At 59.8% G+C, this 15972-nt stretch carries 14 protein-coding genes; 7 read left to right on the top strand and 7 right to left on the bottom strand.

Annotated elements, in window-relative coordinates:
- The first annotated feature begins 101 nt into the window (after positions 1–101).
- The 7 genes from G3A56_RS23730 to G3A56_RS23700 all read left to right on the top strand — a co-directional run bounded on the left by G3A56_RS23730 (position 102) and on the right by G3A56_RS23700 (position 7601).
- Positions 102–908 carry an alkaline phosphatase family protein gene (locus tag G3A56_RS23730; RefSeq protein WP_082184956.1) on the top strand — a complete coding sequence of 269 codons (807 nt, stop codon included), beginning with the start codon at positions 102–104 and terminating at the stop codon, positions 906–908.
- Positions 905–1729: an ABC transporter permease gene (locus G3A56_RS23725; protein ID WP_082184957.1), complete on the top strand. Its 825-nt coding sequence runs from the start codon at positions 905–907 to the stop codon at positions 1727–1729. The genes G3A56_RS23730 and G3A56_RS23725 overlap by 4 nt, the downstream gene beginning before the upstream one ends.
- The gene (locus G3A56_RS23720) at positions 1726–2520 is read left to right on the top strand and encodes an ABC transporter permease (RefSeq protein ID WP_003498916.1); all 795 of its coding nucleotides are present in this window, start codon (positions 1726–1728) and stop codon (positions 2518–2520) included. The genes G3A56_RS23725 and G3A56_RS23720 overlap by 4 nt, the downstream gene beginning before the upstream one ends.
- Positions 2517–3518 (top strand): ABC transporter ATP-binding protein, encoded by a 1002-nt coding sequence (locus G3A56_RS23715; RefSeq protein ID WP_082184958.1) that lies wholly within the window; start codon positions 2517–2519, stop codon positions 3516–3518. The genes G3A56_RS23720 and G3A56_RS23715 overlap by 4 nt, the downstream gene beginning before the upstream one ends.
- 120 nt (positions 3519–3638) lie before the next feature.
- Entirely contained in the window at positions 3639–4517 is an 879-nt protein-coding gene (locus tag G3A56_RS23710) for a hypothetical protein (RefSeq protein WP_082184959.1), read from the top strand.
- Between the two features lie 131 nt (positions 4518–4648).
- Positions 4649–5665 (top strand): DUF1402 family protein, encoded by a 1017-nt coding sequence (locus G3A56_RS23705; protein ID WP_082184960.1) that lies wholly within the window; start codon positions 4649–4651, stop codon positions 5663–5665.
- 379 nt (positions 5666–6044) lie between these two features.
- Complete coding sequence (locus tag G3A56_RS23700) at positions 6045–7601, top strand: TerC family protein (protein ID WP_035226915.1); 1557 nt, start codon at positions 6045–6047, stop codon at positions 7599–7601.
- A gap of 226 nt (positions 7602–7827) precedes the next feature.
- Here the strand turns inward: G3A56_RS23700 and G3A56_RS23695 are convergent, their stop codons facing one another.
- The 7 genes from G3A56_RS23695 to G3A56_RS23665 all read right to left on the bottom strand — a co-directional run bounded on the left by G3A56_RS23695 (position 7828) and on the right by G3A56_RS23665 (position 15962).
- Positions 7828–8454, bottom strand: coding sequence for a dual specificity protein phosphatase family protein (locus G3A56_RS23695; protein ID WP_082184961.1), 627 nt, complete (start codon positions 8452–8454; stop codon positions 7828–7830).
- 49 nt (positions 8455–8503) lie between these two features.
- Positions 8504–9421 carry an inositol monophosphatase family protein gene (locus G3A56_RS23690; RefSeq protein ID WP_080839661.1) on the bottom strand — a complete coding sequence of 306 codons (918 nt, stop codon included), beginning with the start codon at positions 9419–9421 and terminating at the stop codon, positions 8504–8506.
- A 59-nt stretch (positions 9422–9480) separates the two neighbouring features.
- Entirely contained in the window at positions 9481–10569 is a 1089-nt protein-coding gene (locus G3A56_RS23685; RefSeq protein WP_082184962.1) for an ABC transporter substrate-binding protein, read from the bottom strand.
- 73 nt (positions 10570–10642) lie between these two features.
- On the bottom strand, positions 10643–11779 hold the full coding sequence (locus G3A56_RS23680; protein WP_175414397.1) for an ABC transporter substrate-binding protein: 1137 nt from the start codon (positions 11777–11779) through the stop codon (positions 10643–10645).
- 24 nt (positions 11780–11803) lie between these two features.
- A complete protein-coding gene (locus G3A56_RS23675) occupies positions 11804–12931 on the bottom strand; it encodes an ABC transporter substrate-binding protein (RefSeq protein WP_082184963.1) in 1128 nt (375 codons plus the stop codon).
- A 44-nt stretch (positions 12932–12975) separates the two neighbouring features.
- Positions 12976–14109, bottom strand: a complete 1134-nt coding sequence (locus tag G3A56_RS23670; RefSeq protein ID WP_082184964.1) for an ABC transporter ATP-binding protein — start codon at positions 14107–14109, stop codon at positions 12976–12978.
- The gene (locus G3A56_RS23665; protein WP_082184965.1) at positions 14109–15962 is read right to left on the bottom strand and encodes an ABC transporter permease; all 1854 of its coding nucleotides are present in this window, start codon (positions 15960–15962) and stop codon (positions 14109–14111) included. The genes G3A56_RS23670 and G3A56_RS23665 overlap by 1 nt, the downstream gene beginning before the upstream one ends.
- Positions 15963–15972: the final 10 nt, after the last annotated feature.

The following is a 15972-nucleotide window of genomic DNA, read 5'->3' as shown; positions in this document are numbered from 1 at the left end:
GAACGACTGCAACCGAAAGAATATTCCGCGGGCTTCAAGCCCGCGGAACGCACTGTTAAAATGCCCGGTGCCCTGACCAATCACCAGACGAGACAAAAGCGATGCACAAGACGATCTTCATCCTGCTGGATGGCCTGCGATATGCGACGGCCCGTGACTGCCTCGGCTATATGGAGGGACTGGTCGCAGCCGGAAAGGCCGCAGCCTATGCGGTGCGCAGCGAATTGCCATCAATTTCCCGACCGCTTTACGAAACGCTGATGACTGGGTTGCCGCCGGTCGCCCATGGCGTCACAAGCAATGGTGTGGTTCGCCGGTCCCGTTTTCCCAATGTTTTCTCGCTGGCAAGCGCTGCCGGGCGCTCCACCGCCGCATCCGCCTATCACTGGTATTTCGAGCTTTACAATCAGGCGCCGTTCTCTCCGGAATTCCGCCATATCGAGAATTTCGACGGCGGCATTCGCCACGGCTCGTTTTATTGGGCCGATCACTATCCAGATGACCATGTCTTTGCCGATGCGGATGGTCTGCTGCGCCGGCACAGCCCCGATTTCCTTCTTATCCACCCGATGAATATCGACAATGAAGGCCACAGGCACGGCGGCGGCACGCGGGAATATCGCAACGCCGCCCGCACTGCCGGAGATCTTTTGGCGCGTTATCTGCCGGCCTGGCAGGCGGCGGGGTACAGCATCATCATCACCAGCGATCACGGCATGAGTGACGACGGCAACCACGGCGGACCGCACGAAACCGAGGCCTTGGTGCCCTTCTATACTTTCGGCGACGGCTTCACGCTCGATCCGGACGCAACGCTCTCGCAGACGGAGATTGCCGGGCTGATCTGCACGCTCCTCGCCATTCCCGACCACGGTCTGTCCGTGCCGCAGGGATTATTGACTGTATGAGCACGCAAAATCGCCAGATGCGGCTACTGGCGGCACCCTTTCTGGTGGTGCTCGCCATTCTCGTCGTCTGGCCGCTTGCGAGTGTCGTCAGCGACAGTTTTATCGCCGGCGGCGCGCTGTCGCTCGCCAATTATCGCACCATCCTCACCGACGCCTTTTACCTGCAGTCCTTCTTGACTACGACGATCATTTCGCTCGCAAGCACGGCGGCGGGCCTCGTCCTCGGCTTTCTGGTGGCGGTGGCGTTGAGAGCAAGATCGGGCGGCACCCGCCGCACCGTCATGGCCTTTGCCAATATCGGCGCCAACTTCGCCGGCGTGCCGCTCGCCATGGCGCTCATCTTCCTCTTCGGGCTGAACGGCATGTTCACGCTTCTCCTGAAGGAATTGGGACTGATCAACGATTTCAACGTCTATTCCCTTACCGGGCTCATCATCGCCTATTGTTATTTCCAGGTGGCGCTGGCGACGCTCCTGATCACGCCGGCACTTACCGCCGTCGGTCAGGACATCGAAGAGGCGGCGGCGCTGATCGGTGTCGGAAAGCTGCGGTTCTGGCTGAAAATTGGCATGCCGACCGTCGCGCGGCAGCTCGTGGCAATCTCCATTCTGCTCTTCGCCAACGCCATGGGCACCTTCGCGACGACCTTCGCGCTCACCGGCACCAGCATCAATGTCGTCACCATCCGCATCAGCGAACTGGTATCGGGCGATATCTTCTCAGACCCCAATCTCGCCAACGCGATTGCCATATGTCTGCTGCTCGCGCTCCTCGCACCCATCACGGCAAGCCAGATACTGGCGGGAGAAAAGCGCCGATGACGCAGCGCCATTCAAGAGGATCGAGCCTGTTTCTGTGGGTCATGGCGCTGGTAATGATATCGCCGCTTCTGGCGACCATGATGAATGCGGTTGCGACCGACTGGTCCGGAACCCTGCTGCCGGCGGGTCTGACCGCCAGCAATTTCGTCACCATCCTGTCGGACCCGCGTTTCCATGCGGCCCTCCTGCGTTCCACCCTGGTTGCAGCTGCCGCCCTGACGATTGCGACGATCATCATCGTCCCCGCGGTCGTCTCCGCCCATATCTACTGGCCGGCGCTCGACCGCTGGTTCGCACGGCTGGTGATATTGCCCTACGCAGCGCCCGGCATCATTCTCGTGGTCGGTTATCTCAGGATATTTTCCGCCCCGCCGCTGCAGATCGGCGGCTCACCGCTGGTGCTGGTGCTGACCTATGTGCCCCTTTGCTTTTCGATGTTTTATATCGCGGTGAAGAACGGTTTACGCAATCTCGACATCACCGAACTTCTGGATGCCGGCCGGCTGGTTGGCGCGAGCGACCTTGCCATCCTGCGGCGCGTCGTCCTGCCCAGCATCCTGCCATCCATCGCGGTTGCGATCGTGCTCAATTTCGCGACGCTGTTCAGCGAATTCGTCTATGCCAAGATGCTGGTCGGCGGCAATTTCGAAACCCTGCAGATGTACATGTTCGCGCAGCGCAGCCTCAGCGGCCGCATCACCAGCGTCATCGTCATTCTCTATTTCCTGCTCATCCTTGCCTTTACCCTGGTCGCCTTTCTGATGGTCCGGGACACGGAGCGTGCATCATGACCTATCTTGCGATCGACAATGTCAGCGCCACCTATGGCAATGCCACCGTTCTCGACAGCATCGAGCTTGCCATCGACAAGGGCGAGATGCATGTGCTGCTCGGACCATCCGGTTGCGGCAAGACGACCTTGCTGCGCTCCATCGCCGGTCTCGTCTCGCCTTCGTCCGGTTCCATCGCGCTTGATGGCCGGCGAATCGACACATTGGCGCCGAAGGATCGCGGCATCGGCATGGTGTTTCAGCATTATGCGCTCTTTCCGAACATGACGGTGCGACAGAACCTCGCCTTTGGCCTGGAACAGCGCCGGCTGGCGAAAAGAACAATCGACGACAAGGTCTTCGCAGCACTGGAAACCGTTGCTCTCAGCGACCACGCCGACCGGCGGCCACATCAATTGTCCGGCGGCCAGAAACAACGCGTGGCGCTCGCCCGCGCGCTGGTGCTGGAACCCAAGCTGCTTCTGCTGGACGAACCGCTGTCGGCACTCGATGCGCAAATCCGCAAGCGTCTGCGCGACGAGCTGAAACGCATCCAGCGTGAAAGCGGTCTCACCAGCATCCTCGTCACCCATGATCAGGATGAGGCACTGTCACTCGGCGATCGCATATCGGTGATGAATGCAGGCCAGATCGCGCAGACCGCATCGCCGCAGGAGCTCTATTACCGGCCGGCCAATCTGTTCGTGGCCGGCTTCATCGGCGATGCCAACATCATTTCCGCCGATGACATGTCACGCATCACCGGCAGCCGCTTCGAGAGGACCGCTGTCATCCCGCCACATGCCCTGGCGATCAGAGGCACGGCGGAAGGGGCGACCGTATCTTTTACCGCGGAGGTGAAGGACATCAGTATTGTCGGCCCGACGGTGCGTTATCAGATGGATGCCTCAGGCGTTGCGCTGAAGGTCGAACATCCGAGCGCGCAGGATGCCCAATATGCGCCACCCGGCCAGCGGGTCACACTCACCGTTGCCGACCGTCAGGTTCATTACATCTGACCGGTAGAGGCCAGCCAACACCGGAATATCTTCGAAAATCATGAAAAACGATATGGCCCGAAACACACGCGCCGGTATAAAGATTCTTATCCTGTTTAACGGAAACCATGGTGACATCGGATGAATTCAGGGCGTCGCGGCGTTCTCGCATTTCTGGGCGGTCTTGTGCTGACAAGGCCTTCTCTTGGCAGGGCGGCGGGCAAGCCGCCGGCATTTGCCGAGCCCCGCTCCGAGTACAAACCGCGCCATGTCCTTTGTTTTCTCGGTGCGGAAAATGGTCTTTCCGCACTTCAGCAGAGCGCTCGCGCCGCCGTCGACACCTTTGCCGCCGATTTCAGTCTCGACGAGGACTATTCGCAGGATGAGCCGGACGACCGGATGGAGCGGTCCTTCAATGTCTGCTGGGATCGTGTCGACCCGGAGGCTTACCAGGAGGCCGATGAGGACGCCGTCGCCCGGCACGGTTCGGTTCTTTATGTGCTTGGTCCGTCCATGGATGCGAACACCGCCGTGGCGACCTCCGCGAAAGCGCTGATGTTCGCGCAGCACATGCTCGATCACGGCGCAGTCGCGGTAAAGGGTGAAAGCGCCGGCGTTGCCCATGGCGCGCGGCGGTGGAAGGAACTCTTCGAGCAGTCGCGCCGTGAAGCGGCCTCCGATGATCTGATGGCGCTTGCGAGAACATGTCGTCTGGCTTTTGCGCGCCGTCCCATCGGCGGCGATGCGGATGGAATGGGGAGCGTCGGATTTCATCTGGTCGGATTGCCCGACGTGCGGGTGCACTTCACCCGAAAAGACGAGCAGCAGCCCTCAACCAATGCCGAGCAGCTGAAGATCGCCGCGCTGATTGACGAGATCGCCGATCAGATGACGCGCGACGGCGTTGAAGCCACCCTCAAGGGTCGTCTCACCGAACTGTCCGATGACACGCGATATGAGGAAGACGAGTATAAATTCAATCCGTTCGGTGTCGCCACCGTTCAAAACTACAAGCTTTGACGCGAGGGCGATCAGGCACCCCCGCGCGGCCAGCAACGGGAAAGTGAGCCGCGAAAACTTGCCATGTGCGGACCGCCTGCCTATGAAGGAACCGTCACCGCAAGGATAATTCATACCATAGAGAATGCTGCATGAGCCTGTTTGCGAAGACCACCCACGCGGTCGCCGTCATCCTGACACTGGCCTTGCTTCCTTCCCATGTGGTGGCGCAGCAGGTGACCGTCGTGCCTCCCGGAAACCGTTCGGTCGAGCAGCCGGAAATACCTCGAACGTCGGCAATCAGGACGAAAGCGTTCTACACGACCTATGAGGAAAAATTCCGCAAGACGATCGATCTTCTGAACAGCGAACCTGCTCTTCTCGGCAAAATCAGGAAGGCTGCTATCGCCTACGGCATCGACCCTGTCCACATCGTTGGCGCGATTGTCGGCGAACATACCTTTAATGTTTCGGCCGTGGATCGCTTGCAGACCTATTATATCAAGGCCATTTCCTATGCGGAACTCGATATAAAATTCAGCTATCAGGGCGTCTCCTTGAAGTCGTTTCTCGAGCGGCCGGAGTTCCGCTCCTGCGAAACGCTCGCCACCACGTCCGAGCAATGGAGCTGCCGGGACACGGTCTGGGACGAAGATTTCCGGGGTAAGGTGGTCGACGGCGTCAGTTACGAGGCAATATCGTTCCAGCGGGCCTTCTTCCAGCCTTTCTATGCCGGACAGACTTTCGGCCTTGGTCAGATCAGCCCCTTGACGGCCCTGCAGGTGACCGACCTGGTGAACAGGACCAGCAGCCTGCCGAAACTTTCTGCGGAGAAACCGGCGGATATTTACCGCGACGTCATGGATCCCGACCGGAGCATCATCTACATCGCCGCCATTTTGCGCGACGCGATCGACGCCTATCGGGAAAAAGGCTTCGACATTTCCGGCAATCCGGGCATTACCGCCACCCTCTACAATGTCGGCCAGCCCCGGCGTCGCGCCGAACGCCTGCGCACCGCTGTGGATGCGGGCGCGAAAAACCGTCTGCCGGTCGAAAACTATTATGGATGGCTGATCAACGACCGCCTCGACATTTTGAAGAATATTCTCGACGGCAAGGCGATTGACCGACGGACGACCTCGGATATCGGCGAAAAAACCCGGTAACCGCCTGGTTTTTCTTGATGATCGGCAATCGCATAGAGAGCGCCGTACATGGCATCTTTGCACCGGATATCACCTTTTTTTGCACGCAAAGATTGCCATCCCCTGCCGACACACGGCTAAATCATGCAAAAACACTTTTCCATCCACTGAAAACCTGCTAGTTCCGGCTGCACAAGAATTGACTGATAGTGGGATAATTCCGCGATATGCCTGACGAAGGCGACAGTAGCGACGATAGTCGACACCGAACGAGGCTGGCTTGCGTAAAGCGAAGCCAGCCTCGTCCTTTCTTGTTTTCCTCAACGAAACGGGTTTCAGCCTCGGATGTTCAGTCCGGGGCTTTGCGCGTTCGCACCCGTTCCCATAAAGGCCCCTGACCATGGAATTCCTCGCAGATCCGAACATCTGGATCGGCCTCGTCACCCTTATCGTCCTCGAAGTTGTTCTCGGCATCGACAACCTCGTCTTCATTGCGATCCTCGCCGACAAGCTGCCTCCGCACCAGCGCCACAGGGCGCGGCTTATCGGCCTGTCCTTGGCGCTTATCATGCGCGTCCTGCTGCTGTTTTCGATTTCCTGGATCGTCACGCTGACAAGGCCGCTCTTCACCATCGCGGAATTCTCCTTCTCCGGACGTGATCTCATCCTCATTCTCGGTGGCGCTTTCCTTCTCGCCAAGGGAACGATGGAACTGCACGAGCGGCTGGAGGGTGACCACAAACCGAAACAGGGCAAGGTGGTCCATGCGGTCTTCTGGCAGGTCATCGTGCAGATCGTCGTGCTTGATGCCGTCTTCTCGCTGGACAGCGTCATCACCGCCGTCGGCATGGTCAATAATCTCTGGGTGATGATCACCGCCGTCTGCGTGGCCATGGCCGTGATGATGGCGGCATCGAAACCGCTGATGACATTCGTGTCGAAACATCCGACCGTGGTCATTCTCTGCCTTGGTTTTCTCCTGATGATCGGCTTCAGCCTCATCGTCGAAGGTTTCGGTTTCCACCTGCCCAAGGGTTATCTCTATGCGGCCATCGGTTTTTCCGTGCTGATCGAGGCGGCAAACCAGCTCGGCAGGCGCAACCGCGAAAAACGCATCACCGCCGGCGACATGCGCGAGAGGACCTCAGACGCCATTCTCCGGCTTCTGGGCGGCCGGGTCGGCGAACAGCCACTCGGCGACACCGCCGATGTGATTGCGGAACAGGCGGCGCGAAGCGATCTGTTCAAATCCGAGGAAAAAGACATGATCCGCGGCGTGCTGACGCTTGCCGAACGCCCTGTCGTTTCGATCATGACGCCACGGACGGAAATAGACTGGCTGGATGTCGATGCCGATCCCGACACTCTGAGAAACCGCCTGCTCGAACTCGACCATTCCCGTCTGATGCTTGCACAGGGCAGACTGGACTCCTTCCTCGGCGTCGCCGCCACAAAGGACCTGCTGCGCGATCTTCTGCGGGACGGAAGACTGAACCTCGAAAGCTCTCTGCGGCAGCCGCTTGTCGTACACGAGAGCGCCACCGCCTTGCAGGTCATGGAACAGCTCCGTAAATCGCCGCTGCAGATGGCCGTCATCATCGATGAATATGGCACGCTTCAGGGGATCACCACCCCGACGGATATTCTCGAGGCGATCGCGGGCGAATTCCCGGACGAGGGCGAGGAACTGCTGATTTCGGAAAAGGCCGAAGACGGTTCCTGGCTTATCGACGGCGCCGTCGATGTCAGAAGGGCATCCTACCTTCTCGACATTGACCTTGTGGACGATGCCGATCGCTACTCCACCGTCGCGGGCTACATCCTGTGGCGTCTCAATCGCCTTCCGGAGGTCGGTGAGCGTGTTGCCGGAGACGGGTTTGAATTCGAGATCGTTTCCCGTTCCGACAGGAACATCGAGAAAGTCCGGGCGTGGAACAATGCGCTTCATGAGGCGTGAGCCGGGGGAACCCGGAACTCAGATCGAGGAAAGTCTCTCTTCCGTCATGCCGGGCTTGACCCGGCATCCAGTCACGGCGCGCCTGCGCCGTGAGAAACAAGTCTTTTGCGATCAAGGACTTGATCGCACTGGACCCCGGATCTAGTCCGGGGTGACGGGGTGCGGATACTACGGCTTTGCCAAACGCATGAGTCCTGCTGAACCTAATCAGCAGTCGCCGCCATCTTCAATGCGCGGCATCGATCATGGTAATCCACCCGGCGGCACGGCGGGCGGCATCCGCAAGCACGGGCTTCGGCGCCTTGTACCATTCGTTTTCCGGCAATTCGCGCTTCACGCGAACGAAGCTGATGGCATCGTCGAGCGTCGGGAATTCCACCGGCAGCGTCAGGTGCAGAAAGAGCGCAACGACGGCGACGGAGCGCGAACGGCCGCCGCGGCAATTGATCAGCACGTTGCCGCGCTCCCGCCGGGGATAAGACGGCTTGTCCGGCAGAATCTGTTCCAGCGCCGCCCGCAGGATGTAATGGGCCGCAACCATCTGGGTATCGGGATTTCCATCGCCGTCGATCAGGCCGATCTTGTAATAGCGGATTTCACCCGGCCCATAGACACTGCCTTCATGATCGGAAACGATCTGCGGCTGTTCCACGAAATTGAAATCCAGATTGACGGCGCAATTGACGACAGTGGTGATGCCGTTATCGCGCAGAAGCTTGAGATCACTGGCGCCTTCCTTGCCCGAGATGAAGAGATCGACGCCATAAAGCGGATGCCGCTCATAGATGCGACTGAGCTTCGGCAACTCGCCGGTTTCCTGTTCTCGGGATAGGGTCTTTTTCGGTTGCGGCATGTCATGTCTCCATCGGCGCCGATATGGCCGCCGTCATGTCTTTGCTTGTTCAGGCGTTGGCAGCTGTCTGGCTTTGCCGGATCGCTGCTTTGGCGATGCGGTTTTCGGATATGGACCGCGCCACCCGCTGCAATGTCGGGTAATTCGCCCCCTCGCCCGTGGCGATATAACCAGGGCAGAGAAAATCGGCAGAACCCTCCGCCACCTTGCCGAGCGTCAGCGGCTCATAGGTTCCGCCGGCATTCTTCAGAATGAGGATGGCTGCGGCCACATCCCAGGCATTGACGCCGAAACCGGTAGCCGCATCCGTCCAGCCCGCCGCAACATGGGCGATGCTGAGCGCGGCGCTGCCAGGCCGGCGCAATGTCGAGAAGGTCTCGACAAGAGCACCGAAATTGGCAAGCGCCGCTTCCCGCCCATCCAGCCGGAAATCTCGCGAGACAGGATAACCGGTGATCAATGTCGCCCGGGTCTCGTCTGCAACACTGCGGGAGCGCAGCTTGTCTCCGTCCAGATAGGAAGCCTCAAGATTGGCGGAAAACATCTGGTCCGCCACGGGATCATAGACCACGCCGGCAACGGCCTCGCCGTTAATGACGGCGGCAATCGATACGCACCAGAAGGCAAGGCCGCGTGCGAAATTCGCCGTGCCGTCGATGGGATCGACATACCATTGCACATCACCGCTGCCGCTCTGCCCGCCCTCTTCGCCCATGATCGCCGAATTGGGTTCCCGTTCGAGAATGACGGCGCGGATCGTGGCTTCGGCGCGTTTGTCGTGAATGGTGACGATATCGTGGAGATCGACCTTGTAGTCCACGGCCATGTCCGATCGGAATGCCGTCAGCAGCGGATCGCGCACGGCACGCGCCGCCGCCTCGGCTATTTTCATCAGCCGCACCGAGCGGGAAAGCGCCTCCTCGTTTTCAGGTTTATGTTCGGTCGAAGAAGGGCTTTGCATCGGCATATCCAGTCTGTTCGTTCTCAAAGGAGGGACCGGCGCGGCGGGGGCCGCGCCAGCCGGGATCATTTCCTGTAATTGACGCGCCAGACATCCTGCCATTCCTCGCGACGATCGAAATCGTTGAGGCCAGTGGCGGAATCATAACCCATCAGCTTGTCGGCAACCTTCATCAGTCCCGAAGGCTCGTCAGCCGGCATCTTGATGTCGATGTTGGTCGGCAGCTTGCCGTCCTTCATCTGCGGGGCGATGCCCTCTTCCGTCAGGACGTAATGGATGAAGAGCTTCGCCATGTTCGGACTTTTGGTCTTCGACGCGATCAGCCCAAGCTTGATGTAGGTCCAGCCAACCCATGGATCGAGACCGGTGCAGAGGCCAAGCTTGTAGCCCTTGTCGGCATTATCTCGGAACTTGGCCGAGCTGAGCAGGCCGAAGAAGGGCTGCTTCTGGCCGGGCGCACCGACGGCTTCCGCCACGGGGTCGTCACCATCGGTGGCAAGCGGGCCGTTCTGCGCCAGCGCCTTGATCCAGGCTGCCGCGGCGTCCTTGTCGATATCCTTGCCGAAATGCGCCTTGTAGGCGGCCGCCACCTTTTCATTGCCATGGGCTTCGAGCTGGTTGAACCAGTCCGTATAGGTGCTCTTGCTCAAGGGATCGACCATGGCGACCTTGCCTTTCCATTTCGGCTCGGTCAGTTCCCAGATGTTGCTCACCGGGCATTTGTCATAGGCTTCCGTATTATAGGCCCAGACATTGGCGTTGGTGGAGATTGCCAGCGGGTTCTGGAACTGCGCCGGGATCTTCGCCACCATGTCGCCCGGTAGATAATTCTCGACAAAACCCGCCGGCAGAAGCTGCGCGAGTGCCGATGGCGCATCGGTAATCAGCACCACATCGCCCTGCACGTTGCCGGACTGGCTTTCGCGGATGATCATTTCCAGCTGGCTGTTGGCGGACACCTTCACGCCTGTCGCCTTCAGCCCGTATTTGGCGCTGAACTTGTCGGCCATCTCCACGATCTTGCCGGTGCTGTCGTAGATATTGATCGGCTTTTCCTGCTTCGCTGCCGCCAAGATCGCATCGAGATCGAAGGTTTCTTCGGCCGTGGCACTCATTGCGGACAAGCCTGCAACGACAGTCGCTATCGCCGTCATCGATAAAAATCTGCTTCTTCTCATCGTTCCCCTCCCAAGGAAAAGGCAAGGCAGGCTCGCGCCCGCCCTGCCGTTATTTTTTGTAGTTCACACGCCAGAAATCCTGCCAGCCTTCGCGCTTGTCGAGATCGTCGGCCGCCGTTGCAGCATCGAAAGCCATCAGCTCGTCGAGATGATCGGCGACCTTCGAGGGTTCATCTGCCGGCAGGGCGATTTTCGTGTTGCCGGAAATCTTGCCGTCCACCGTCTGCGGCGCGATGCCCTCTTGCGTCATCAGGTAATGCAGGAAAAGCTTTGCCGCATTCGGACTTTTGGTCTGCCCGGCAATCAGGCCGAAGCCGGGATAGAGGAAGCCGGAAAACGGCTTTACGCCGCTGCAAAGACCGAGCTTCAGCCCCTTGGCCTCATTGTCACGATATTTCGCCGCCGAGGTGATGACGAAGAAGGGATCGGTCTGCCCCGGAGCGCCCGCCGCATCGGCAACCGTGCTCGAATCTGTCAACAAGGGAGCGTTTTCGGCAAAGGCCTTCACCCAGGCGGCCGTCGCGCTTTTTTCAGCCGTTTCCAGCTTCTTGCCGTAAAGGTCCTCATAGGCCTTGGCGACATCGGCATCGTGATGGGTTTCGATCTGGTTGAACCAGTCGGCATAAAGCGGCTTGTCGAAGAGATCGAGCATGGCAAGCTTGCCCTTCCAACGCGGCTCCGTCAGCTGCCAGATATTGGTGACCGGGCATTTGTCGTATTTCTCGGTATTATAGGTCCACACATGCGGATCCGAGACGACCACCAGCGGATCGCGCAGCTTTTGCGGAATATCACCTTCCATATCCGGCGGAGACCAACTGGTGGCGATGCCTTCCGGCAGGAGTTCCCCCATGGCGGAGGCGACATCCGTTGCGACGCTGACATCGCCGACGACATTACCGGCGTGATGTTCGCGGATCATCAGCTCGACCTGCGTTGCCTCGTTCACTTTCTTGCCGCTCGCCTGCACGCCATATTTGGCTGTGAAGGCCTGCGCGGTGTCGACGATCTTGCCGGTCACCGCATAGACGGTAATCGGTTTCTCCTTCTTCGCAGCGTCGATAAGCGCATCGAGATTGAAGGCGTCCTGCGCATGGGTAGCGCCGCCAAGCGAAAGCGAGAAGATGAGGCTGAGTGCGGAGGCGGCCATCCGCCACCGCCCGCCGCCATATCGGTTCTTGGTCATGATAGTCACTGCGTCGTTCCCCCGTTATTTTTTGTAGTTCACGCGCCAGAAGTCCTGCCAGGTTTCGCGTGCATCCCAGTCTTCAAGGCTGGTGGCCATGCTGTAGGGCAGAACGCGATCAAGCACGGCGCCAATGCCGGAAGGCTCGTCGGCGGGCAGTTTCACGTCTTTATTGGTGGACATCTTGCCGTCGATCGCCTGTGGCGCGATGCCTTCCGCGGTCATGACATAGTGAATGAAGAGCTTTGCCGCATTCGGGCTATTGGTGCCCTTGGTGATCAGGCCGACGCCCGGATAAAGCCAGCCGATCCACGGCTTCAGCTCCTTGCAGAGGCCGAGTTTCATACCCTTGTCGGCATTGTCGCGGAACTTCGCCGAGCTGATGAGGCCCATGAATGGCTCCTTCTGGCCGGGCGTACCAACGGCCTCGGCCGCCGCCGCATCGGCATCGGTCAGAAGCGGCGCGTTGGCGGCCAGCGCCTTCACCCAGGCCGCCGTCGCACTTGCCTCTGCGGTCTCCAGCTCCTTGCCGTAAAGCGCCTTATAGGCGGCCTTCACCTCGCCATCGCCATGCGCTGCCATCTGGTTGAACCAGTCGACATAGGAGGCCTTGCCGAGCGGATCCTGCATCGCCACCTTGCCCTTCCACTTCGGGTCGGTCAGTTCCCAGATGTTGGAAACCGGGCATTTGTCGAAAAGCTCGGTATTGTAAGCCCAGACATTGGCGCTGGTGACGACGGTAAGCGGATCCTGATATTCCGGCGGAATATTGCCGGCGAGATCCGGCGGCAGCCAGCTTTCGACAAAGCCCATTGGAATAAGCTGTGCCATCGCCGCCGGAGCATCGCTGATGATCGAAACGTCACCCTGAATATTGTTGGCCCGCGCCTCGCGAATGACCATTTCCAGCTGAGCGGACGCCTTTACCTTCGCGCCCTCCGCGCCAACGCCATATTTGGCGGCGAAATTCTTCGCCATTTCCACGATCTTGCCCGTGCTGTCATAGACGGTGATCGGCTTTTCCTTTTTGGCAGCCTCGATCAGGGCATTGAGGTCGAAAGGCTCCCCCGCCTTCGCCACGCCGCCAAGCGTTGCGGCAATTGCCGTTGCACATAGGAGACGGCAAAGGCCGCCCGTCATTTTCCGCTTCATACTGCTCCTCCTTCAGCAAGCGATTGTCAGTTTTTTCGTCGTTTTCAGTTGTAGGAACTGCTCCTCAGCACCGTATCCGCCTCGGTGATCCGCTGCCCCTTGGCGTCGAAGACATGCAGGGCCTCCGGCGGCACGTGGAAAAACACGCGGTCGCCGCTGTCGATGCGCGGCAGGGCATGGGTGGTCAGGAACAGCGTGTGGTTCTCGCTCCTCAATTCGAGAATCCAGCTGCCACCTGTGGGAAGCACGCCCGTCACCGTCATTTCTCCAAAGAAGCTGCCCTGTGGCACATCCTCCCGCCTTGCCGCATAACCCATCGCCTCCGGCCGCATGCCGACCGAGGCAATGCCGCGCAGTTGCGGATAACGCGTTGTGAAATAGACCTCCGCATTGTCGGCGATATCGGACACGCCGGGCTGGCCGAAGGTCAGGATATTGATCGGCGGACTGCCGACAAATTCGGCGACGAAGCGGTTGGCCGGGCGGTCGTAAATATCGTTCGGCGTGCCCATCTGCTGCAGCGTGCCCTCGTTCATGACGGCGATGGTCGTGGCAAGCGTCATGGCCTCCCACTGGTCATGCGTCACGAAAACGATGGTGGTCTTGAACTCCTTGTGCAGCCGCTTCAGCTCGGCGCGCATTTCCAGCCGAAGCCGGGCATCGAGGTTGGACAGCGGCTCATCCAGAAGCAGCACACCCGGATTGACGGCAAGCATGCGGGCAAGCGCCACACGCTGCTGCTGCCCGCCGGAAAGCTGCGAGGGATAACGGTCGCGATACTTGGCGATGTCGAGCGCCTGCATGACGCGCTCGACGCGCGCCTCCCGCTCGGCTTTCGGCAGCTTGCGCAGACGCAGGCCGAAATCCGTGTTGCGTTCGATGGTCAGATGCGGCCAGAGCGCGTAGCTCTGGAAGACAAGTCCCATTTCGCGCTTTTCCGGCGGCACGAAGATGCCGTCGTTGACAGAGTCTATCACCCTGTCGCCGACACGGATTTCACCGCCGGAGAGGTTTTCAAGACCCGCGATCATGCGCAGCGTCGTGGTCTTGCCGCAGCCGGAAGGGCCGAGCAGGCACATGAATTCGCCGTCGCGGATTTCGAGATCGAGATCGGAAACCGCATTTGCGGAATTCACGCCGTAGTTCTTCTGCGCCCCGCGCAGGTTGATGGTAGGCATCAGCTTCCAAGTCCTTCTGCAAGATTTGTGCGGGTCAGCTTCTGGGCCAACAGGGTACCGAAATAGGCAATGCCGGCGATGATCAGCACCACGGCGTTGGCGGCCTGTGTATAGTGGTAATCGACCAGTCGCAGCGAATAGGTGGTCAGGACATCCGTGCTCGGCACGGCGAGGATCACGAACAGGCTCAGGCCCTTGATGCCCGAGATGAAGGGCAGGAGAACCCCCGTCACCAGCGATCCCTTCTGGATCGGAATGACGATCGAGATCATGCGGCGGAACCAGCCGGCACCGGCAATCTGCGCCGCCTCCTCCGGGTCCTTTCCAAGCTGTGTCATGGCCGAAATGCCGGCACGCGAGGCATAGGGCATCTGGTCGGCAATCAGTGCGAGGATAAGGATCGTCACCGTGCCGTAGAGTGCCGGCATCGGCCCGCGCGGAACCGCAAACAGCGAGAGATAGGCGGCAGCAAAGGCGATGCCGGGCACGAGATAGGGCAGGAACGTGACCTGACGCAGATAGACCGAGAGCGCCCGCACCGGCGTACGGATGACGACATAACCGACCAGCAGGCCGAGGACACCCGATGTGAGCGAGGCAAGGCCGACGATCATCATCGTGTTTTTCGCCGCCGCCCAGAGATCGGGGCTCAGAAGAACGCCGGTCTGCAAGGCCACCGTGTTGAGATTGCTACCAATCCAGTAATCGAGCGTGAAATTGTCGAACGTGAATTTGGCCGGCATCTTCATGACGGTCGAGAGGGCGAGTGTAAGCAAAGGCAGGCCGACGCTGAGAATGAAGACAGCCGCCGCAAAGCCCGTTGCCGGAAGACGCATTCTGCCGAGACGGCTTTGCCGGTTCATGGAACCCTTGGAGCCGATCGTCACGAAACGCCGGGCTTCGCGAACGAGGCGGGCGTCGATCATCAGCGTGATGATGCCGATGAGCATGATCGAGGCCGCAACGACACCGGCAACACCGGTCTGGCGCGAGGCAATGCTGCGGAACAGCGAGGTAGACAGCACCTCGAACTTCACGGGAAGGCCGAGAACATAGGGTACGCCGAATTCACCGAGGCACTTTGCAAAGATCAGCACCATGGAAGAGAGCAGCGCCGGGCGCATCAGCGGCAGGATGACCTGCAAAGCCACCTGATACCGATGGGCGCCGAGAATGCGGGCCGAATCCTCCAGCTGAGAGTCGAAACGGCGCAGCGCCGAGCCGAACAGCAGGATGACGAAGGGTGTGTAATGCAGGGCAAGGATGATGGTGATCGGGAAGCGCCCATAGGCCACCCAGTCCGGCGGCGTCAGGCCCATCGCCTCGAACCAGCCCGGCTGGCCACCGACGGTGCGGTTCTTGAACAGCGTCGTCCAGGCGAGAGCGAAGGTCCAGGCGGGCAGCATATAGGGTACGATCAGCGCGGTCGCGAACCAGCGGCGACCGAACATGTCCGTGCGGCTGATAAGCCAGGCAAGCACCGTGCCGATAACCAGTGAAAGCGCAATCGCCCCCAAAGCAACGGTGAGTGTGTTGAAGAGCGGATGCCAGAAAAGATCCGTTGCGACGGGCGAGAAGAACGCCCTGTCGAGATAATAAAGCGTGAGGTCACCGACATCCTTGCCGAGACGCCGTTCGTGGCCGAACTGGACCCGGACGGCATCGAGCACAATCGAGATGATCGGAACGACGATCAGATAGGTGAAAAGCAACGCCGTCAGCACGCCGATGAGCGTCGTCGGCTCCCTGAGCGCGACCTTGACGCGATATCGCCAGGCCTGCCATGCCGAAGGCGCGGTCGCCGGGGGACGCCCCAGTGCCTCCGCCTTCGTTGATTCGCTTAAAAGAGCCATTATTCCTCCC

Source organism: Rhizobium oryzihabitans, assembly GCF_010669145.1.
GTDB classification, from domain to species: Bacteria; Pseudomonadota; Alphaproteobacteria; order Rhizobiales; family Rhizobiaceae; genus Agrobacterium; species Agrobacterium oryzihabitans.
Note: the sequence above shows the minus strand (reverse complement) of the source record. Positions and strands in the feature narration are given on the sequence as shown.